The organism is Haloferax sp. AB510 (assembly GCF_024136985.1).
Taxonomy (GTDB): Archaea; Halobacteriota; Halobacteria; order Halobacteriales; family Haloferacaceae; genus Haloferax.
In genome coordinates this window covers 1-18,368 of the sequence record NZ_JAMYJY010000073.1, presented here as the reverse complement: position 1 = coordinate 18,368, position 18,368 = coordinate 1, and the positions used below count along the sequence as shown (strand labels likewise).

Genomic DNA, 18,368 nt, shown 5'->3' with positions numbered 1-18,368 from the left:
ACGTTCACGAGAGCAAAGCTCTCGTGCAGCCCATCAGAACGCGAAGCGTTCTGAGAACGCCCGTCAGGGCGTTCACCCTCCAGCTTCACGCGACCGATTGTTCACTCAGAGAGACAAAAAAGATTCTTCGAATGCTCGGCGTTGAACGGTCTCATCAAGCTGTTTGGCAGTGGGTACATCGACTGGCTGACAGCGGTCACAACCCGCCAGAGGCGAAGCCGAGGCGGGTTGCGGTCGACGAGACCGCTGTCAAAATTAATGGCGAGTAGTCTTGGTTGTTCGCTGCAATAGAGACCGAGACGAAGCTGATTCCCGACGTCGAATTGTTTGGACGACATGGTACCGATCCGGCTGCTGCGTTTCTCCATCGATGCTCGGAGAAACACGATCTCTCAGACGCTGTGTTTCTCGTTGATGGCTACGGCTATCAGACTGCCCTCTCTCGAGTAGGATTGAGCGGTCGGCTGGACTACGTTGAGCGAAACCTCATCAAAACGTGGTTTCACACCCTCAAAATGCGAGTCGACCGCTTCCATAATTCGTGGGTGGGCAGTCATGGGAGCGTCCGCGAATGTTTTCTACAATTCGCGCAATACTATAATTTTCAGAGACCGCATCAAGCGCTCGATGGACGAACCCCGGTTGAGGAGGTCACTAACTAGACAGTGCCGTTTTAGTTTCTTTTTCAACAGTGTGAGCATATTGTCTGCAGTCACAATCGGGGAGGTACTCACCCATCACTCAACCTGAACAAGGGGTCTCGTCGCCGACTCCGTTGCACTTGAAGCGTCCTGTGTCTAGTCTCCCATCGGCCGGTGCTATCCGAGGCCGTGAGGCTCATACTCGCCACCAATTCTCGTGGTGATAACTATCGACAAGGATGGATACAACAGCGAGACCACGGACTCAATACAGACCTGTAAACCGCAATCCCTGTATGTTCAAGACGCACCACCGTTGAGTAGGCGTATGTTATCGTTCGATGTCGTGACGGTTGGTAGTGCCGTTCTCGACCACATCTATTCTCTGTCGAACCTACCGAGACCCGACGGCGGTGCATTCGCGACTCTCAATTGTTGGACGCGTGCTGTGTCGACGACGTCGTTGATGACCGTGTGTGGCCGTTACAGCGACCGGCCCCGTGGACGCTTGCTGCCGCGATCGCCCCGATTGATCGGCCTCGAAGCGGGGCTTCATCCTGAGCACTCCGGAACAGCTGACAGCCTAATTCCAAACCGAATCTGAAATTTCAAGGCCGCTGACGGTTCTTCGTCGACTCCCAGCCCGCGTCAGTGGAGCTTGGGAAGTGCACCCTATCGGCTACTGGGGATTGTATCTCACTTAGCTTCCCATCATTACGCTCACCGTCCTGTGCGTGTGGTGGGTAGTCGGAATAGGCCTTATTTGAATTGACATCGTTCACCAACGACAACAGTGATAGCACAGCAGAATTTTACTGTGATCATCTCCACTCAAGCCTGGTCTCCGCATTGTTCTGCTCGGCCGACGGTGTACCCGGACTCAACCAGCGCGTCGGAGAGCGAGCCGCTACTGAACAGCTCCTGAATGTGGTGGACACCCGCAGGGGAAGACGGTTCCAAGGCCTCGGTAACACGTGCACTCACGATCGCAGTCGCTCGGGCTTGGTCGGGTCCGCGAACCCAGCGCTCGATTCGCTTTTCTCCACCGTCAACCCGACCGAATACCTCCACTTTGATCACCGACTCGTTAGATCCGAACGGGACGGCGTCGGCCAATTTGACGATTCCATCGACTCCTAATACTGAGATGGCCGGCCGGTACACCCCGGTTCGGCGTAGCACCGCGAGGTAGCGAGTAACGATACGAGAGTCATAACACAGTCTGCTTTCGATCGTTGGAATATTCGTCGCCCGGGCGAGGACGTGTTGATCAGCGAGGTTTGCACGATACGCCCGGCGTCGCCCCCATCCAGGGATATTGACGACCCGAGGGTCAGTGAGACCGACGACAGAGAGAGACTCGCCGTCGTTTCGAACCGAGAAAGAACCGAGAGCATCCTCAATAGTCCATTTGACCGTGTCTGGACCGAATGCCTCTCCGAGACCTAGCAAGAGGGTGATATCCACTCGGTCGACACTGTCGAGTTCGTCAGCCGCTTCGCTAACGAAGAGGTTCGTCATCCCGGGCGATAGTCCGACACTGAGGACGGCAGTCGCGCCTCGTTCGCGGGCGAGATCGTCGAACGATTCGATTTCTTGGAGAAGCGAGTCTGTCGGTGAGATGTCGACGTAGTCGCTACCGTGGTTGAGACAGGCTTTTGCGAACTGCGGCGTGTCCTGATCCAAACACATAACCACCGTTCCTACGTTGTCGAGAGCGTCAGCGTAGCCCGCCCTGTCGCTCACATCGAGGAACCGAGGTTCGACACCGTTGACCGAACGTGCGAAGTCCCGTGCCTTCTCTGGAGATCGACCCGCGGCGAGGACCTCTCGCTGGCTACGTTCGGCGAGTTCAGTACAGACAGTCCGGCCGATAGTGCCGTAGCCACCGACAACGAGAACGGACGCATCAGTCCGGGACATACTGAGATTCCGTGATGATCGATAGTAGAAGTAACTCCGAGTATGCTCGGGTCATATATTTCCACACTCCGCTTCGAGATAGCGAGGCAGCAGATTGGCTTCGATCCGCTGGAGCTGTTCTGAGACCGTCGCTGGCGCTCGCCCGACCACCGCCGCGATTTCTTCGTGTGTCGCTTCTCGCGGTACCTCGTAGTAGCCTAGCCTGATGGCGGTCTCAAACACGTCGCGTTGTCGGTCGGTGAGTCGGTCTTCGAGGAGGCCTCGATTGGGGACATACTCACCGACGCGCTCCGGGTAGAGCTCAATTTCCGGTGGCAGGGCCGCGGTAATCCGTGTGATTGCGGATTCCGTGCCAACGACTGTGAGACGAACGCCGCGCCCCTCGTATTCGTCGGTGTATTCGATCGGTGGGATGAGAATGAGCGAATACGCCGTGAGAATAGCGAACAACTGCGTCATCGATGAGGATTGGTCGTACTCCAGATACGCGAGTCCGGTCTCGGGTGTCACCGCAAAGTCGTGGACAGAAGCTTCGGCTGCGAGAAGTCGTTCGAGCGTCGCCATGTCACCTGAGAATTCGCTCAGTTCGACGAACCGCTCGCCAGCTCTATTGATCTGATGTGTCGTCTCTATCGTCACGGCAGGACTGGCTTCAATAGCAGTTTCAACTGGATGGAGTTCCGCATCGTTCCAGACGAGAACCCCGGAGGCATAACGCATAGTGATCCGTGTGTATCCTGAGAGATAAGAACCACTCGAGTATACTCGGATATAGCACCAATCGCTCCTCCCCCGAAACGGACAGTATGAGACGAAGGTTACAAATTATCCCATATAGTCTATTACAGAGTAATTCTCGCACCGAATCGGAGAATGGAAATTTATTTATAATATTAATTCATTGGATAAGATGCAGTGAGGAGTTGGCGACCCTCGCCACTCACGGTGTATGTTCGTCACCCTACTGCCCATGTGTAGCTCATGAACGCTGCTGTGGATCGCCAGTGCTGGCGACCAGTGTCTTGTGACACTTTGGTGTCCACCCGTGTCACCACCGTTGTGGATACGCACCCTGGACTGACCGGAGGTGTACAACCACCACATCACGGTAGCCTAGGAGTGTCCGTATGGCATGCACCTCTCTGGTTCGAATTACCAGGCTCCTAGTGCTATTCGTTTTGGAGCGAGGAATATGTGAGAATGCGAGCTACGAATGTCGCTGTTCTGTCACCGGTGGCTAACAACTGTCAAAAAGAAGCGGTGGCGACTGTGGTTAGCTGAAGTCGTTGCAGACGGGGATGCCCATCGTATCGTAGTCACTCATTGCTGCGAGCGTGTCCGGAACTTCGTCGAGTGTGATCGTCTCAGAAACGAGTTCTGTGGGGTCAAGCTTCCCTGTCTTGATCATATCGAGCATCTCGGAGTAGCGAGACGGTTGCAGTCCGAGCGAGCCTCGGAAGTCGATCTCTTTGGCAACGAACTCGTCGGTGGGCAACGGGACCTGACCCTTTTCATCGGCAGTCGTCAGACCGATCTGGACGTGCCGACCTCCTTTCCTGAGAGAGTTCACAGCGTTCAGACAGGTGGTTTTGATGCCCAGAGCGTCGACCGAACAGTCAGCACCACCATTCGTAATATCGTGGACCTCCTTTGCGGGGTCATCTACTGCGCTTGCATTAATCGTCTCGACGGCCCCGAGACTTTCAGCCTTTTCGAGCTTTTCATCGAAGAGGTCGACCCCGATAACGTTCGCTCCGAGGGCATTGGCGATGTGAACGGCTGAGAGGCCAATACCACCGAGACCGTGGACGACCACGTTCTCGCCGTGTCCAACGTCGCCTCGGTGCGCCATCGCGTGGAATGACGTCATAAATCGGCAGCCAATCCCAGCAGCGGTGTCAGCATCGATACCACTTGGGAGTGGGACAGCGTTAATATCCGCGTTCGGGATGTGGACCTCCTCAGCGAATGCACCCGGAGCTTCGTTCATGAACCCGAGCCCGACGTGGTTTTCACAGATATTCTCGTGACCGTTCCGACAGAGGTCACATTTCCCACACGCGAAATTAAATGGGATCGCGATATGATCGCCTTCGGTGACGCTTTCGACGTCGTCACCGACCTCAACAACGGTCCCACAGGGTTCGTGGCCGAGGATGTGCGGCGGGTCGGGGCGGTATCCAAACCAGTCCCAGTCGCCCTGCCAGCAGTGCCAGTCGCTACGGCAGACACCACATCCATCAACCTTTGCAACAACGCCGTGTGGCGCAGGCTCTGGTCGTTCAACTTCCTGTACTTCAAGCGGCTTTTGGAATTCCTCCAACACTACTGCTCGCATTGCATGTCATGATCTATCATGGAGTTATAAATAAATACTGAATAGAGCAAATGGCGTATATTGTAACCTCAAAATCCCATATCTGGATTCGAATATAATGTAATTAGGGGAATGTTTAATAGATGGTGCATGATATTCCCTATCGCGATGGCAACTGATTCACAGTCGTCGACTGACTCGGAGAGCGCGATTAGACAACGACACCGACGTGCAGCGGATGAACTGATCCCATCTGAGACTGCGAAATTGTACATTGGCGGCGAGTGGGTCAAAAGTTCGTCTGGCAAGACGTTCCACACGCACGATCCAACCACTGGCGAAGCCCTGGCCGAGATTCAGGCTGGCAGTGCTGAGGACATCGACCGGGCTGTCGACGCAGCCTGGGATGCGTACGACAATCGATGGGCAGCTGCCTCCGCGGCCGACCGACAACGAGTTCTGAATCAAATTGCAGACCGGATCGAATCCCGAAAGGGCGACTTCGCCACGCTCGAATCACTTGATAATGGGAAGCCGGTTTCTGAGGCTCGCATCGACGTCAGCCTCGTCATTGATCACTTCAGATACTTCGCGGGTGCAACCCGTGTGAACGAGGGAAAAACGATTCCAGGTGGGACCGACAACCACATCCAGACACTGCGAGAGCCCTACGGCGTGGTGGGACAGATCATTCCGTGGAACTTCCCACTTTTGATGGCCGCCTGGAAACTCGGCCCAGCCCTCGCCGCCGGGAACACGGTCGTGCTGAAGCCGGCCGAAGAGACTCCGTTGTCGATTCTCGAACTCATGCGCGAAATCGATGCTGTGCTTCCGGCTGGCGTTGTCAACGTGGTCACTGGGTTTGGTGCTGAAGCGGGTGAACCACTCTCTCGTCACGAGGGAATTCAAAAGCTTGCATTCACAGGATCGACGGAAGTCGGCCGCGGTGTGATGAAAAGTGCAGCAGATACGATTACCGATGTCACGCTCGAACTGGGAGGGAAAAGCCCAGTGGTGATTTATCCCGACGCTGATGTCGAAAAGGCAGCCAATGTTGCGAGAATTGGGATGTTCCACAATACCGGAGAGTGCTGTTGTGCAGGCACGCGCCTCTTGGTGCATGAAGATATTAAATCCGAATTCCTCGATGCATTCGTGGCTGAGATTGAAGAACTCCAGGTCGGTGACCCACTCCTCGAAGAGACGACGCTTGGACCAAAAGTCACGAAAGAGCAAGCCAACAGAACTCTCGACTACATCAACGAGGCGAAAAACGTCGGGGCGGAGGTCGTGACAGGTGGCGACGCACCCGATGACGAAGCGCTTTCTGAGGGTTGCTTCGTGAATCCGACGTTGCTTACGGACATCGATCACGAGAGCCGCCCCGTTCAAGAAGAGATTTTCGGACCCGTTGAAACGCTCTTTGAGTGGTCGTCATACGACGACATGATCGAGTTAGCGAACGATGTCGACTATGGCCTTGCTGCGGGTATCATTACAAACGATATCAATCAGGCCTACAAAACAGCGAAAGACATCGAGGCAGGAAACATCTGGGTGAACACCTACAACGAGTTCCCAGCGGGGCAGCCGTTCGGTGGCTACAAACAGTCTGGCATCGGCCGTGAAACAGCCTACGAAGCAATCAAACACTATACGCAGACGAAAACGATCAATATCAGTCTCGACTAGTTCCAAGTGGAACTGGGCACGCTCAATCTCGGGTGGTGAGTCTCTCTTCAGCAGCGGTCATCGCGTCCCCACAACGGATCAGGAAACGACCTGTGGATTTGGAACCTGAATTCCGTTTACCGGATGAAAATGTCACTTGGGTTTGCCGTTTGAACTGCAGACAGTGAAAAGATCTTTAGTTTGGAACGGTATAGTCTGAAGCAAGGCATGTCTCCCTCTATCGATGAAATTGACGACATCTCTCCGCGCGACATCGTGATTCTCAAACTCCGTGTTGAACACCCAACAGCCTCCGTGCGTGCGTTGCGAGACATCCTTGAGGAAGAGTATGACATCTCACTGTCGCACAATCGGGTGAACGACATCCTTCGGGAACTCAGCGAGCAGAATATCTTCCAGAAAGCTGTACTGTTGAACGAGGACTTTTTTGAGCACTATCTCTTTCAGATTGCGTTTCATTATCCGAACTTCGAAGACCGCTGGGAGGAGTGCTATGACGATCTGATGAACGACCCCCACGTGCTGATGTTCTTTAATGCCGATGACTACCACCAGTGGCAGTTTATCGCGCGGTTCCGGAAAAGCGAGAATAAGGAAGAATGGAAGCGTAATTTCTTCAAGAAACATGGGGACCTCATTGCGCAGTTCGATTCGAGTTCCCTTCCGGAAGTCCACAAGTTCCGCAGCGACATGGGAGTGTTAGAGCATCTTCTCACCGAAACCGAAGAAGGGCAAAAATATCTGGACAAAGCCGCTCTCCAATCAGCGGACGAACAGACCGAAAAAGACGATACCAAAGTCGTTCTTGACCGCGGGAACAAGTAAACGACTGGTGGGGAGATAGCACGTGGACCGTCTGTTCAAGGCTGTGGACCGATAGTGGCTACGGTACGGTTGCCTGGCCCACGCTACGTCAGCGGTACGGTGTACACCAAATAGTTATGTAGAATCGTGTAGGATCTTTTGGCTAGAGCCAGTCTACCATGTCAATAGATTCTCAAACATCAGCAGAGCGGGAAAATCAGATTAAGCAACGGCACCGGGACGTTGCAGCCGACCTTATCCCCGCTGATGATGGGCAATTGTATATCGGAGGTGAGTGGGTGGATAGTGAGACTGGGCAAACGTTCAACACATACGACCCAACTACTGGCGAAGTGCTCGCGAGCGTGCAGGCTGGAAACGCGGAGGACATCAACCGGGCCGTCGCCGCTGCTGAGGAGGCGTACACTAAACGGTGGTCGACGTACTCGCCAGCAGATCGCCAAGTGCTCCTGACCGAGATTGCAGAGCGGATCGAGGCACGAAAAGAAGCGTTTGCGAAGCTTGAGACACTCGACAACGGCAAACCAATTACGGAAGCACGCCACGACATCGAATTAGTTATTGACCACTTTCGGTACTTCGCAGGGGCAGTCCGTGTTACGGAAGGGAAAACGATTCCAAGTGGGACTGACAACCACATCCAGACACTGCGAGAGCCCTACGGCGTGGTGGGACAGATCATTCCGTGGAACTTCCCACTTTTGATGGCCGCCTGGAAACTCGGCCCAGCCCTCGCCGCCGGGAACACGGTCGTGCTGAAGCCGGCCGAAGAGACTCCGTTGTCGATTCTCGAACTCATGCGCGAAATCGATGCTGTGCTTCCGGCTGGCGTTGTCAACGTGGTCACTGGGTTTGGTGCTGAGGCTGGCTCACCGCTCGTGAAGCATCGCGACGTTCAAAAAAATTGCGTTCACCGGGTCAACGGAAGTTGGCCAAGGTGTGATAAAAAATGCCGCAGACACGATTACGGACCTAACGCTTGAGTTGGGTGGCAAAAGCCCAGTCGTCATCTACCCAGATGCAAACCTCGAGAACGCCGTTGATGTCACACTGAATGCGCTCGTCTTTAATACTGGAGAGTGTTGTGCTGCCGGGACTCGGCTACTCATCCACGAGGATATCCACGATGAATTCCTCGATACATTCGTGGCTGAGATTGAGGATCTCACAATCGGTGACCCACTATTGGAAGCGACTGATCTCGGGCCAAAGGTAACTCAAACCGAACTTGAGCGGACGATGCGCTATATCCGGTGGGCCCGCGAGGCTGATGCAGCGATCTTGGCTGGTGGAGAGAAGCCCGAGGACACCGCCCTTTCGAACGGGTATTTCGTCTCACCGACGGTTATTGGTGACCTCGACCACGGGAGTCGGCCAGCACAAGAAGAGATCTTCGGACCCGTTGAGACGGTCTTCACGTGGTCCTCGTACGATGAAATGATCGAGTTAGCGAACGAGGTTGAATTTGGACTTGCTGCGGGTATCATTACAAACGATATCAATCAGGCCTACAAAACAGCGAAAGACATCGAGGCAGGAAACATCTGGGTGAACACCTACAACGAGTTCCCAGCGGGGCAGCCGTTCGGTGGCTACAAGAAATCTGGATCCGGGCGTGAAACAGCCCTCGAAACGCTCGAAGAGTACACCCAAACAAAATGTATCAATATCTCACTTGAATCAGTGATCCACGACTAACGTCGTGGGCTTCCGCCTCGAGTCTGTGTGAGACTGCCCCAACAGCGGCCTTGGAACGAACAGTATAACCTCGCCCCCGCCATGTTGGGTGAGTTCTAATTCACTTTTCCGCTTTCTATGTTTCAAGTATTGCCAAGTGCGCTAGATTGGTATTATTTGTAATGTATAATGAGGCATGGGACATGATATTGTAATACTCGGTGCGGGATACGCGGGGACGAGCGCAGTACAGTACTTAGAACAGAATATCGGAGACCGGGATGTGAACCTCACCTGGGTCAACAACCAGGATTACCATCTCATCCTGCACGAGGTCCACCGTGTGATTCGGAATCCAGACTCACAACAGAAGGTTACGATTCCAATTCGCGACATCAAAGGCCCTGCAACACAGTTTGTCGAAGGCCATGTTGAAGCGGTTAATACAGCTGAGCAAACTGTGAGTCTCACGACCGGTACTGAAATCCCCTATGACTATCTCCTCGTTGCACTAGGGAGCCAAACGGCGTACTATGGGATCCCTGGGCTGGATACACGTGCACACACGCTCAAATCGCTCGAGGATGCACTCTCGATCCATCAAACACTCATGGCACACGGACAGCGCACCACGGTGGACCATCCTGCACAGATTATCATTGGTGGCGCTGGTCTTTCTGGCATACAAACTGCGGGTGAAATCGCCACCCTGCGTGATGAAGCAGATCTGCCCCTAGATATTCATCTTGTGGAGGCCCAAGACTCGATCATGCCAGGTCACTCTCCAAGCTTACAGGAGTCTGTTCGGCGTGCGTTAGACCACGCAGACGTCACTATTCACACGGCCGACCCGATCACCAGAGCTGAGACTGACCGGATTCAGTTTGCAAGTGGAGACTCACTCGAATACGATCTGTTTATCTGGACTGGTGGAATCACAGGCCGTGACGCCATGGCCGCTGCTGCGATTGACACAGAGCACAATCGCGCTAAAGCGGATGCGACCTTCCAAACCAGTGATGACCGGGTGTTTGCGATTGGCGATGCGGCACTCGTCGATGTCGACGGGAGTCTCATCCCACCGACCGCCCAAGCAGCTTGGCAAGCAGCTGAGACAGCAGCCGAAAACCTGCTCCGAAGCATTGCCGGTCAGCCGCTCAAGACGTGGGCGTACACTGACAAAGGAACGCTCATCTCCGTTGGAGAAGCTACAATCGCACACGATGTGGAGATCGCACCAATCGATACGTTTGGCTCCTACCCCGCGAAATTCCTGAAGAAATTCATCGCAGCGCGGTGGATTGCTGACCTCACGTCGTGGCCCCGAGCCCTCAAATCGTGGGACGCGCTGTAATGTCGTGGAGAGTGTAGGGAAAGCGGTGTGGTCCCGATGGGACCGCAGTAATGACGTCCGCGTCGATGGGCTCGCTGACCAAGTACTGGGCCGTCTTGTCGTGGACTACCTAAGACGAAGATCAGTGTTGTTGTTTGATAGGCCGCTTCTTGTATTGGTAATCGACGTACAACCGGAGAAACCCAAGAGGAGTGATAAAGAAGAATATGTAGATGCTTGTCGAAGTAATCTCAACCACGCTAAAGTGGTCTAGAATAGCTAGGAGAATAACAGCGACGAGAACAATGTCTACTACTCGCCCGGGGCGCGTTTTAGAGAGGAGTGAAACCATCTATTCAGGTGCAGTTCAAGAAGACTAAAAGTTGCTTTGTTCGAATATAAGGCTACCAAATTTTACAGATAACGACGTAGTTGGGTCGCAATTGGAACTATATACTGGGAACCACCCGTTCGACATTGGCCTTTGGATATCTGACACAAAGGAAGCAGGTGTTATCGTTTATACTAAACCAAGAATTCAACGGCATCCTGTTAACGATAGGAAGGCACTGTGGAATGGGCTCAAAACCGATACGCGTACGCAAAACAAGAAATTCGACAGACAGGCAGCGTCAAGTTGCGAACGGCTCAATCGTTCCAGAATTTCGTCGCCGTAGTCGAACGTGTGTCCGTTCAGCATGTAAAAGACAACCACCGTTCGGAGCGCCGTTCGCTTGTTCCCGTCGACGAAGGATGATGTCGTACTGTACTACAGAAACCGCAGTCGAGTCAGTCGGCGCGTAGAAGTTCGGCGACGAAGACGGTCCCCGTGGGTTCGTTGTCTTCGGGCCGAGTCGAATAAGTACCGGCACCGAGGTCAGATGGCAGAGTGGCCGGCGTCAAAGCTCCATCCTGAAACGTGAGACCAGTTCGTGGACGAGCAAAGCGGACCTTCACGCTACGTGAGTGACGTCGAAGGTTGGGGTGGACCTGACCGGGAGGAAAGCAGCGGCGATCCACGCACGGCAGTCCATCGCGACTGGTCGGTGAGCAAGTGCAAGAAGCCTAATCCTGTTCCGCATCGCTGACCGAGCGGAAGACGACGCGCTGAGCCTCGAAATCCTCCAAGAACGCCTTCGAGCCACCGACGGTAAACGTGTCATCAGACGTCTCAACGACGAACGACTCCTGAGTCGGAAAGTCGTTCGAGAAGGGCCGAATGAGGCTCTGTTTCACCGCCACGATCGTCCCAGTGGTCGTCTCGAACGCCGCGTTGCTCTGGGTGGGACGGATATCCATCTCGGCCGTGACGACAGCTCCGTCCATCAGATGTAGCGTCGCGTCGAACACCGCGTGGCGGAAGCTCGTGAACGTCGCCGGCAGTTGGCGTTTCGACCCGACGTGCACCTGCTCGCCCATCGGCCAGTAGTTGGCGATAAACGAGTCAAACAACGAGGAGACGATATGCTCCTCGGCGTGGTAGATGGCGTACTCATCGGAGTTCGAGTTCAGTATTGCATCTGCCGAGGCGATGATACCGTCACTCCGGTCAACGGTAAGCGTCACTGGTGCCGGGGCGCTCCACGTCTGGATGATACTCGCGGTCGCGCCGTCGATCGAACTCGTGCCGTCGTACTCCGTCACGAGAAGCATACAAAATACTCCCCGACTCTGCGCCTCTCTGAGGGAGTCCTCGACCCGATGAAGAACCGATGCAGGGAGTGCGAGAACGAGTTCCGATTCAGCGGCGTCGATCAGCTTGTTGAGCTGAGCGAGTATCGTCCGTCGAGATTTGATGATACTGAACTTCTGCTGTTCGTAGCTCTCGGAATCAAACAGGTCCTCTAACTGGGACTCGACAGTCTGTAGTTGGGAAACGAGATTGTCGATGCCCTCTGCGGGCGGAATCGCTCGTAACTGCGTCGGTTGGACGTGGTCGTCGATTTCGATGAGGTCGCGCTCCTCGAGTTTTCCGACGATATCGTACGCGTAACTCTTAGAGATGTCAGCCTCTTCGGAGACGACCCGGATTGTCGTCGCCCCGTTACGGAGTATCGTCACGTATGCTCGCGACTCCTTGTCCGAGAGCCCGATCCTCATGAGGCTGTCCACCACCTCGTCTTCCACCATACCCAAGTGTTCGGCCAAGGCGGGGGATAAATCTTAGTATGAGAGTACAGACAGGGTGCTGTCCGGCGCGTGGCCGCCTCGAACTCCGTTGTTCGAATGTAACAACCCTACTCGGTGCGGGCACCTCGAGTAACACGGGACGCGTGCGTTGCCAGTCGAATGGCGTGGGACCAACCCAACGGCGTCGCGCTGTCCGGCGCGCCGGTGTCGAAGAACTGCTCTGGGAGGTAGCCCGATGGAAGACACAGACTGCCGTCGAGATCAATTTCGTCGAACAACCGATCCGCCCACATCTCGGGGTCGTATTCGTCGGTCGACGAAAAGAGCCGAATCGACTTCTCGGCCGCGTACGCGCCCCAGCCAGTCGAGACGGTCCAAATCTTCTCGCTTCCCTGCCCCCGCTGCCGCCACGTATCGCCCTCGAATCGCGTGAGTCCGGAGATGTCGTCGGTCTCTTTCCAGAGCCTGGAGAACGCGGTGTGGAGGTGACGTTCGAGCCGCCGCAATCGCGTGTCATCGATATCCTCGATGGCCCGGTAGGCGAGGTAGGCGTCAACGAGCGAGAACGTCGTGCTGTCGACTCGGTCGTCCAAGTCACCGTCCCCGTCGTCTAATCGGAGCGCGTAGATACCCTCGTCGGGGGCCCACGCCATATCGAGCGCGTCGAAGACCTGCGTTGCCCGCGTCGCTGCACGCTCTCTGGTGGTTGCATCGCACGTGACGGCCGCAATCGTACTGTAGGCCTGAACGAACTTCGCGGCGGTGTGCGTGAAACGACCATTCGTATTCTCCCACGCGTTTTCGCATACCGTCGGAAAGCCATCGTCTTCTAGCGAACTGTCGAGCCCATCGATTCCCGACTGTAACGCGCTCTCGATGGCCTCGACGGTGACGTTTCGGAGCGACTGTCGGGATGCCGAGAGGTACTCGGCGAGGAAAACGAGGACGCTCGCGGTCTGGTCGGCTTGGTACTGCGTTTCCGTGCCCTCGATGTGGCCGTTCGCCCAACCCGGCGCAAGCCGGCCGTTCATCGGCCACACTCGGTGAGGCCACCGGCCGTCGGGTAACTGCGTCCGCAAGTAGAACTCGGCGCTCTGTCGGTGTGCCTCGGCTGCGTCGAACCCGAGCGATTCGTCGGCTTCCAAGAGAAACGTCGAGACTTCTCCGTCGTCTCGAAACCACGTGTAGCCATAGCCGCCGGAGTACTGGTAGAACGGGTCGAAGTCAGGTCCTGCAATTCGGGCCCCAGTCGGTGCGGAGAGTAGCTCAAGGACCGAAAGGTCAGTCGCGACGAGCCGGTCCGTGACCGTGGGGTACTGTCCGGCCTGCCGTGCCGTCGCGAGGAGCGCGACTGAATCGCTGTTGGGTCGTCGCGTCCGGGTCGCGACCGCAGAGAGCGCATCCGAGCGAGACTGCGTTTCGATGTCCGACAGCAGAGTGACGAGACTGGTCTCACCACCCTCGAAAGCGACGCGGACTCCAACACCACCGGTGAGGCGACTCTCCTCGTACTCTTCGGACGCACCGAACTCCGGAAACGACCGCGATTCCGCGGCGAGTATCTCGCCGAACCGCTCGAGTACTTGGGGCGTACACTCCACGAACTCAGTCGAGGTACCGAGGTAGTCGTGTTCTCGGTTGTGATACACCTCGACGGCGTCGTCGTGGACGAGTTGCCCAACGCGCCCATCTCGCCCCTCCGGGCTGATCTCGACGAATCCGACCAGTTCGATGTCTTCCGGAGCACCGTCGCCAAGCTCAAACGCCGTCGTGTGGGCGAGCCCGTCGGTAACGTCGCGTTGTACCACGTCGAATCCATCGAGACGGTGCGTCGTCTCGACGAGCGACCGACTCGCTCGGTACGTCTGGCTCCCCGTGTCGAGCGCATCGAACCACTCGACAGCGTCGCCGACACGGACGCCGAAACGTGAGGACACGATGCCGCCGAATCCCGAAAGTGGGTACGAGTAGTCTCGGAGCGACCCGGCTGGTGAAACGTGAACGAGGCGTTGGTCCGACCCGCTGAATCTGCCTCGCCGCGTACGCCGTTCGCCCGGAAATGCGTCGGTCGCGTCTTCGTTCTGCTTGTAATCGTCGAGTGACCGTCGGAGTCCCATACACCTACAGGCCACAGAGTTCAGATAAAGTTCTTGTGATATCTCAAAGCTAATCCCTAAAGTATAAGTGGCCCTATTTTGATGAACAATTCGGACGATGACAGCGAACCCAGAAACGAGCAAGACGACGAAGAAGAGCGTCTCACGACGGCGGTTTATCACCGCTGCAGGTGCGACGGGAGTCACAGCGGGCCTCTCCGGCTGTGCGAGTATGTTTGGCAACGGCTCCGACACCGGTGGACAGGTCGGTGAGTCCGAAAGCGGCGGAACGACCGTCGTCTGGGGCTTTGACGCGACTGTCGCACAGGACCACGCGGACCAGCTCCGGACTGCACTACACGAGAAAGGAGGGCTGTCGGACGACATCCGCGTCGAGTTCCAGCCGGGGCAGCCGGACAGCGGGAAGCGCCGGTCGACGTACAACCGGCTCTTGAGCTCTCAGGAGACGACGCCGGATATGTTCATGATGGACAACGGCTGGGTGAACATCTTCATCCAGCGGGGACAGCTCGCTAACCTCTCTGAGGTTCTTCCTGAGAGTGCGCTTTCGACCATCGAAAACGAGTACTTCGGCGGCTTCACCGAGACGGCCATCGACCCCGCCAGCGGGGACCTGTTCGGTGTTCCGCTGTACCCCGACTACCCGACGATGTTGTACCGGAAAGACCTCGTCGAAGAGGCGGGTTACAATCCAACCGAGGAGAACTGGGCCACCGAACCGATGACGTGGAAGCGGTGGTCGAACATCGCTGCGGATGCACAGGACGTCTCGGGCGTCGATTACGGCTTTACCACCCAGTGGGATATCTACGTCGGCACCGCCTGTTGTACCTTCAACGAGGTGCTGTCTTCGTGGGGCGGCGCCTACTTCGGTGGTCGCGAGAACCTGTTCGGCCCCGTCGGCGAACGCCCCGTCACCGTCGATTCGGACCCGGTGGTCAACTCGTTGAATATGATGCGAAAGTTCGTCCACGACGAGAGCTTCGACGGGGAGTTCAGCGACTACGGCGGCGGCTTCACACCGACGAACATCCTCGGGTGGATCGAAGACAGCTCGCTCGCACCGTTCATCGACGGGAACGCCGTGTTCCACCGCAACTGGCCGTACGCGATTAACCAAGCAGCGTCGGAGTTCGGTGACGACCTCGGGACGATGCCGCTTCCCTACGGCGTCCCCGAAAGCGAGGCGCAGTTCCCCGGAACCGGTGGGTCCACCTCCGCACTCGGTGGCTGGCACATCACTGTCAACCCGAACAGCCAGAAGCTCGACGCTGTCACACAGGTCATCCAAGCGTCGATGCGCGAGGAGTTCCAGCTGTTCCTTCTGGAGATCGAGGGGTGGCTACCGCCGCGGGCGAGCCTGTTTAACTCCGAGACGGCTGCGGAGCTCGAACCGGCCGGCGACTACATGGACACGCTCCGCGTCGCCGGTGAGAACACGATGGCTCGACCGGTTACGTCGGTCTGGAACAACCAATCGAGCAAGATCGCGGAGCAGGCCAATCGCGCGGTCGGACAAGAGGTGACTTCGTCCGAGGCGATGGCAACGCTCCAGTCCAGCCTCGAAGAGACTGAGAGAAGCAACTGACGAGCGGAGAGCTCCACACTTACCAGATCAAACCATGAGTCCCACACCTCTCGGAGGGATAGTATGAGCGCCGATACGGCTGCGGAACCGGCACGTGAGTCACGGCAGTCGGGACCAGTCGTCGGCTTCTTGCGGTGGCTGGAGAACCTGAGCGACACGCAGTACGCGTACCTGCTGTTGACCCCGGTATTCGTCCTGCTCGGTATCGTGGCCATCTATCCGCTCTTGCGGACGTTCGAGCTGTCACTGTACGCCGTCTCGACCGACCTCTCTAGTGTCCGTTTCGTTGGTCTCGACAACTACGTCGCGCTGTTCACCGGGGAGAAAAATCGGTTCCTCCCCGGCGGGACGACGTTCCTCCCGACCGGGTTCGACGCCGCGAGTCTCCTCGATAGCGCCCTCGTAATCACTCTCATCTTCGCCGTGGCCAGCGTACTGTTCGAGACCCTCATCGGACTGGGACAAGCGCTCGTCTTAGATCAAGACTTCTACGGCCGACGGTGGGTCCGTGCGGCGATTATCATTCCGTGGGCCGTCCCAATCGTCATCCAGGGGATGATGTTCTTCTTGATGTTCGACTCGAACGTCGGGTTCGCAACGCCGATTCTCGCCGACCTCGGAGTAGTGGCACCAACCAACACACTGAACGACACGGTCAGCGCGACGTTCATCATTATCGTCGCCGACATCTGGAAGACCTCGGCGTTCATGGCACTACTCATCCTTGCCGGGCTCCAGAGCATCAATCGCAGCCTGTACGACGTGGCCCGCGTCGCCGGTGCGAGCAAGTGGCAGCAGTTCAGATACATCACACTCCCGCTCATCCTGCCGACCATCGGGGTTGCGGTGTTATTCCGCTCGGTGCAGGCGATGCGCGTGTACGGTATCATCGATACTGTCTCGAGCTGTACCGTCGTCCCCTCACTCTCCTGTATGGTCGTCTCGACGTTCAACACGCACGAAGGAACGTCTGCCGCCATCGCGTTCGTTACGGCGGCCATCATCGGCGTCGTCGTGATGGGAATCATCCTGTGGCAGGGGGAGGACGCGATATAATGTCCAGCGAAACCGACGGCGCGTCAGACGACACCGGACCGCTCGCACGGTGGGCGCGGAATGCGATCCACAACCCACGACGCGTGTATCGAGCGTTGTTCTACGTCGCAATGGCGTTTTTCATGGTCACGACAGTATTCCCGTTCTACTGGTTACTCGTCCTCGCGGTGACGCCGCAAGGGAACCTGCTGTCCGGGAGCTTCCTCCCGACGGTCGACCTGTTCGGCGTCAGGGGCACGTTCCCGCTCCCTGTACCGAAGGGGTTCAATCCGACAGCGTTCGTTACCGTCTTCGAACAGGTTCCGTTCCACCTGTACGTGCTGAATAGCTTCGTACTAGCCGCCACGACGACAGTTATCGTCCTCATCGTCGCGAGCCTCGCAGGCTACGTGTTCGGACGAATCGAGTTCCCCGGGCGCGCGCTGTTGATGCTCGGTATCCTCGCCATCAGTTATTTCCCGCCCGCAGCGTTCGTCATCCCGCTGTTTCAGGCGTTCGCCGGTAACGCTCCGATAACGATACCCTTCATAGGCGTCCCGCTATTCACACCGCCCCGACTGCTGAACACCCCGGGGTCGATGGTCATGCCGTTTAGCGCGCTGTTCCTCCCGCTGTCGATATTCATCCTCACGACCTTCTACGGGCAGATTCCCGACGGGTTGGAGGATGCGGCACGGGTTGAGGGGACGACCCGGCTAGGCGCGCTGTTCCGCGTCATCGTGCCGCTTTCGGCACCCGGCGTGGCGACCGCGGGCGTCCTCACGTTCATCAGCGTCTACAACGAGTACTTCTTCAGCTCGATTATGGCGACTTCACCTGAAGCGTCCAAGTGGTCGCCAATCGTCGGCGGGATTCTCAGCTACCAGACCCAGTACACGACGCAGTACAACCTCATGGCCGCAGCGAGTGTTGTGGGAGTCATCCCCGTCGTCGTCCTCGTCATCATCGCACAGGAACGCATCGTCAGCGGACTGACCGCAGGAGCACTTAAAGAATAACAATGGCACGAGTACGACTCGAACACGTAAGCAAGCACTACGACGACGTAACGGCGGTCGACGACATGAAC

13 protein-coding genes and 3 pseudogenes are annotated in these 18,368 nt (G+C 56.6%); 9 read left to right on the top strand and 7 right to left on the bottom strand.

Annotated features, from left to right (window positions below; translation table 11 throughout):
- Positions 1 to 23 precede the first annotated feature (23 nt).
- Positions 24 to 662 (top strand): annotated as a pseudogene (locus NKF06_RS13925) (IS6 family transposase).
- A gap of 393 nt (positions 663 to 1,055) precedes the next feature.
- Here NKF06_RS13925 and NKF06_RS13920 read toward each other — a convergent pair.
- The 4 genes and pseudogenes from NKF06_RS13920 to NKF06_RS13905 all read right to left on the bottom strand — a co-directional run.
- Positions 1,056 to 1,272 (bottom strand): annotated as a pseudogene (locus tag NKF06_RS13920) (transcription initiation factor IIB family protein); the annotation flags it as partial.
- Between the two features lie 200 nt (positions 1,273 to 1,472).
- Positions 1,473 to 2,564, bottom strand: a complete 1,092-nt coding sequence (locus tag NKF06_RS13915) for a saccharopine dehydrogenase NADP-binding domain-containing protein (RefSeq protein WP_253245740.1) — start codon at positions 2,562 to 2,564, stop codon at positions 1,473 to 1,475.
- A gap of 51 nt (positions 2,565 to 2,615) precedes the next feature.
- Complete coding sequence (locus NKF06_RS13910; protein ID WP_253245739.1) at positions 2,616 to 3,284, bottom strand: helix-turn-helix domain-containing protein; 669 nt, start codon at positions 3,282 to 3,284, stop codon at positions 2,616 to 2,618.
- Positions 3,285 to 3,837: 553 nt separating this feature from the next.
- A complete protein-coding gene (locus NKF06_RS13905; RefSeq protein WP_253245738.1) occupies positions 3,838 to 4,902 on the bottom strand; it encodes a zinc-dependent alcohol dehydrogenase family protein in 1,065 nt (354 codons plus the stop codon).
- 147 nt (positions 4,903 to 5,049) lie between these two features.
- Here NKF06_RS13905 and NKF06_RS13900 point away from each other — a divergent pair, with 147 nt between their 5' ends.
- From NKF06_RS13900 to NKF06_RS13880, 5 genes are all read left to right on the top strand, one after another.
- Positions 5,050 to 6,573, top strand: a complete 1,524-nt coding sequence (locus NKF06_RS13900; protein WP_253245737.1) for an aldehyde dehydrogenase family protein — start codon at positions 5,050 to 5,052, stop codon at positions 6,571 to 6,573.
- Between the two features lie 207 nt (positions 6,574 to 6,780).
- The gene (locus NKF06_RS13895) at positions 6,781 to 7,398 is read left to right on the top strand and encodes a helix-turn-helix domain-containing protein (protein WP_253245736.1); all 618 of its coding nucleotides are present in this window, start codon (positions 6,781 to 6,783) and stop codon (positions 7,396 to 7,398) included.
- A 332-nt stretch (positions 7,399 to 7,730) separates the two neighbouring features.
- Positions 7,731 to 8,381, top strand: coding sequence for an aldehyde dehydrogenase family protein (locus NKF06_RS13890; RefSeq protein ID WP_253245735.1), 651 nt, complete (start codon positions 7,731 to 7,733; stop codon positions 8,379 to 8,381).
- A complete protein-coding gene (locus tag NKF06_RS13885; RefSeq protein WP_253245734.1) occupies positions 8,338 to 9,096 on the top strand; it encodes an aldehyde dehydrogenase family protein in 759 nt (252 codons plus the stop codon). The genes NKF06_RS13890 and NKF06_RS13885 overlap by 44 nt, the downstream gene beginning before the upstream one ends.
- 175 nt (positions 9,097 to 9,271) lie before the next feature.
- Positions 9,272 to 10,429, top strand: coding sequence for an FAD-dependent oxidoreductase (locus NKF06_RS13880; RefSeq protein WP_253245733.1), 1,158 nt, complete (start codon positions 9,272 to 9,274; stop codon positions 10,427 to 10,429).
- Between the two features lie 640 nt (positions 10,430 to 11,069).
- On the opposite strand, the pseudogene NKF06_RS13875 reads toward NKF06_RS13880, so the two are convergent.
- From NKF06_RS13875 to NKF06_RS13865, 3 genes and pseudogenes are all read right to left on the bottom strand, one after another.
- Positions 11,070 to 11,159, bottom strand: a pseudogene (locus tag NKF06_RS13875) (type II toxin-antitoxin system death-on-curing family toxin); the annotation flags it as partial.
- A gap of 314 nt (positions 11,160 to 11,473) precedes the next feature.
- The gene (locus NKF06_RS13870) at positions 11,474 to 12,538 is read right to left on the bottom strand and encodes a TrmB family transcriptional regulator (protein ID WP_253245732.1); all 1,065 of its coding nucleotides are present in this window, start codon (positions 12,536 to 12,538) and stop codon (positions 11,474 to 11,476) included.
- 107 nt (positions 12,539 to 12,645) lie between these two features.
- The gene (locus tag NKF06_RS13865) at positions 12,646 to 14,655 is read right to left on the bottom strand and encodes a glycoside hydrolase family 15 protein (protein ID WP_253245731.1); all 2,010 of its coding nucleotides are present in this window, start codon (positions 14,653 to 14,655) and stop codon (positions 12,646 to 12,648) included.
- Positions 14,656 to 14,752: 97 nt separating this feature from the next.
- On the opposite strand from NKF06_RS13865, the gene NKF06_RS13860 reads away from it, so the two are divergent.
- The 3 genes from NKF06_RS13860 to NKF06_RS13850 all read left to right on the top strand — a co-directional run bounded on the left by NKF06_RS13860 (position 14,753) and on the right by NKF06_RS13850 (position 18,297).
- Complete coding sequence (locus NKF06_RS13860; RefSeq protein WP_253245730.1) at positions 14,753 to 16,243, top strand: substrate-binding domain-containing protein; 1,491 nt, start codon at positions 14,753 to 14,755, stop codon at positions 16,241 to 16,243.
- Between the two features lie 63 nt (positions 16,244 to 16,306).
- The gene (locus NKF06_RS13855) at positions 16,307 to 17,299 is read left to right on the top strand and encodes a sugar ABC transporter permease (protein ID WP_253245729.1); all 993 of its coding nucleotides are present in this window, start codon (positions 16,307 to 16,309) and stop codon (positions 17,297 to 17,299) included.
- A complete protein-coding gene (locus NKF06_RS13850) occupies positions 17,299 to 18,297 on the top strand; it encodes a carbohydrate ABC transporter permease (protein WP_253245728.1) in 999 nt (332 codons plus the stop codon). The genes NKF06_RS13855 and NKF06_RS13850 overlap by 1 nt, the downstream gene beginning before the upstream one ends.
- Positions 18,298 to 18,368 lie beyond the last annotated feature (71 nt).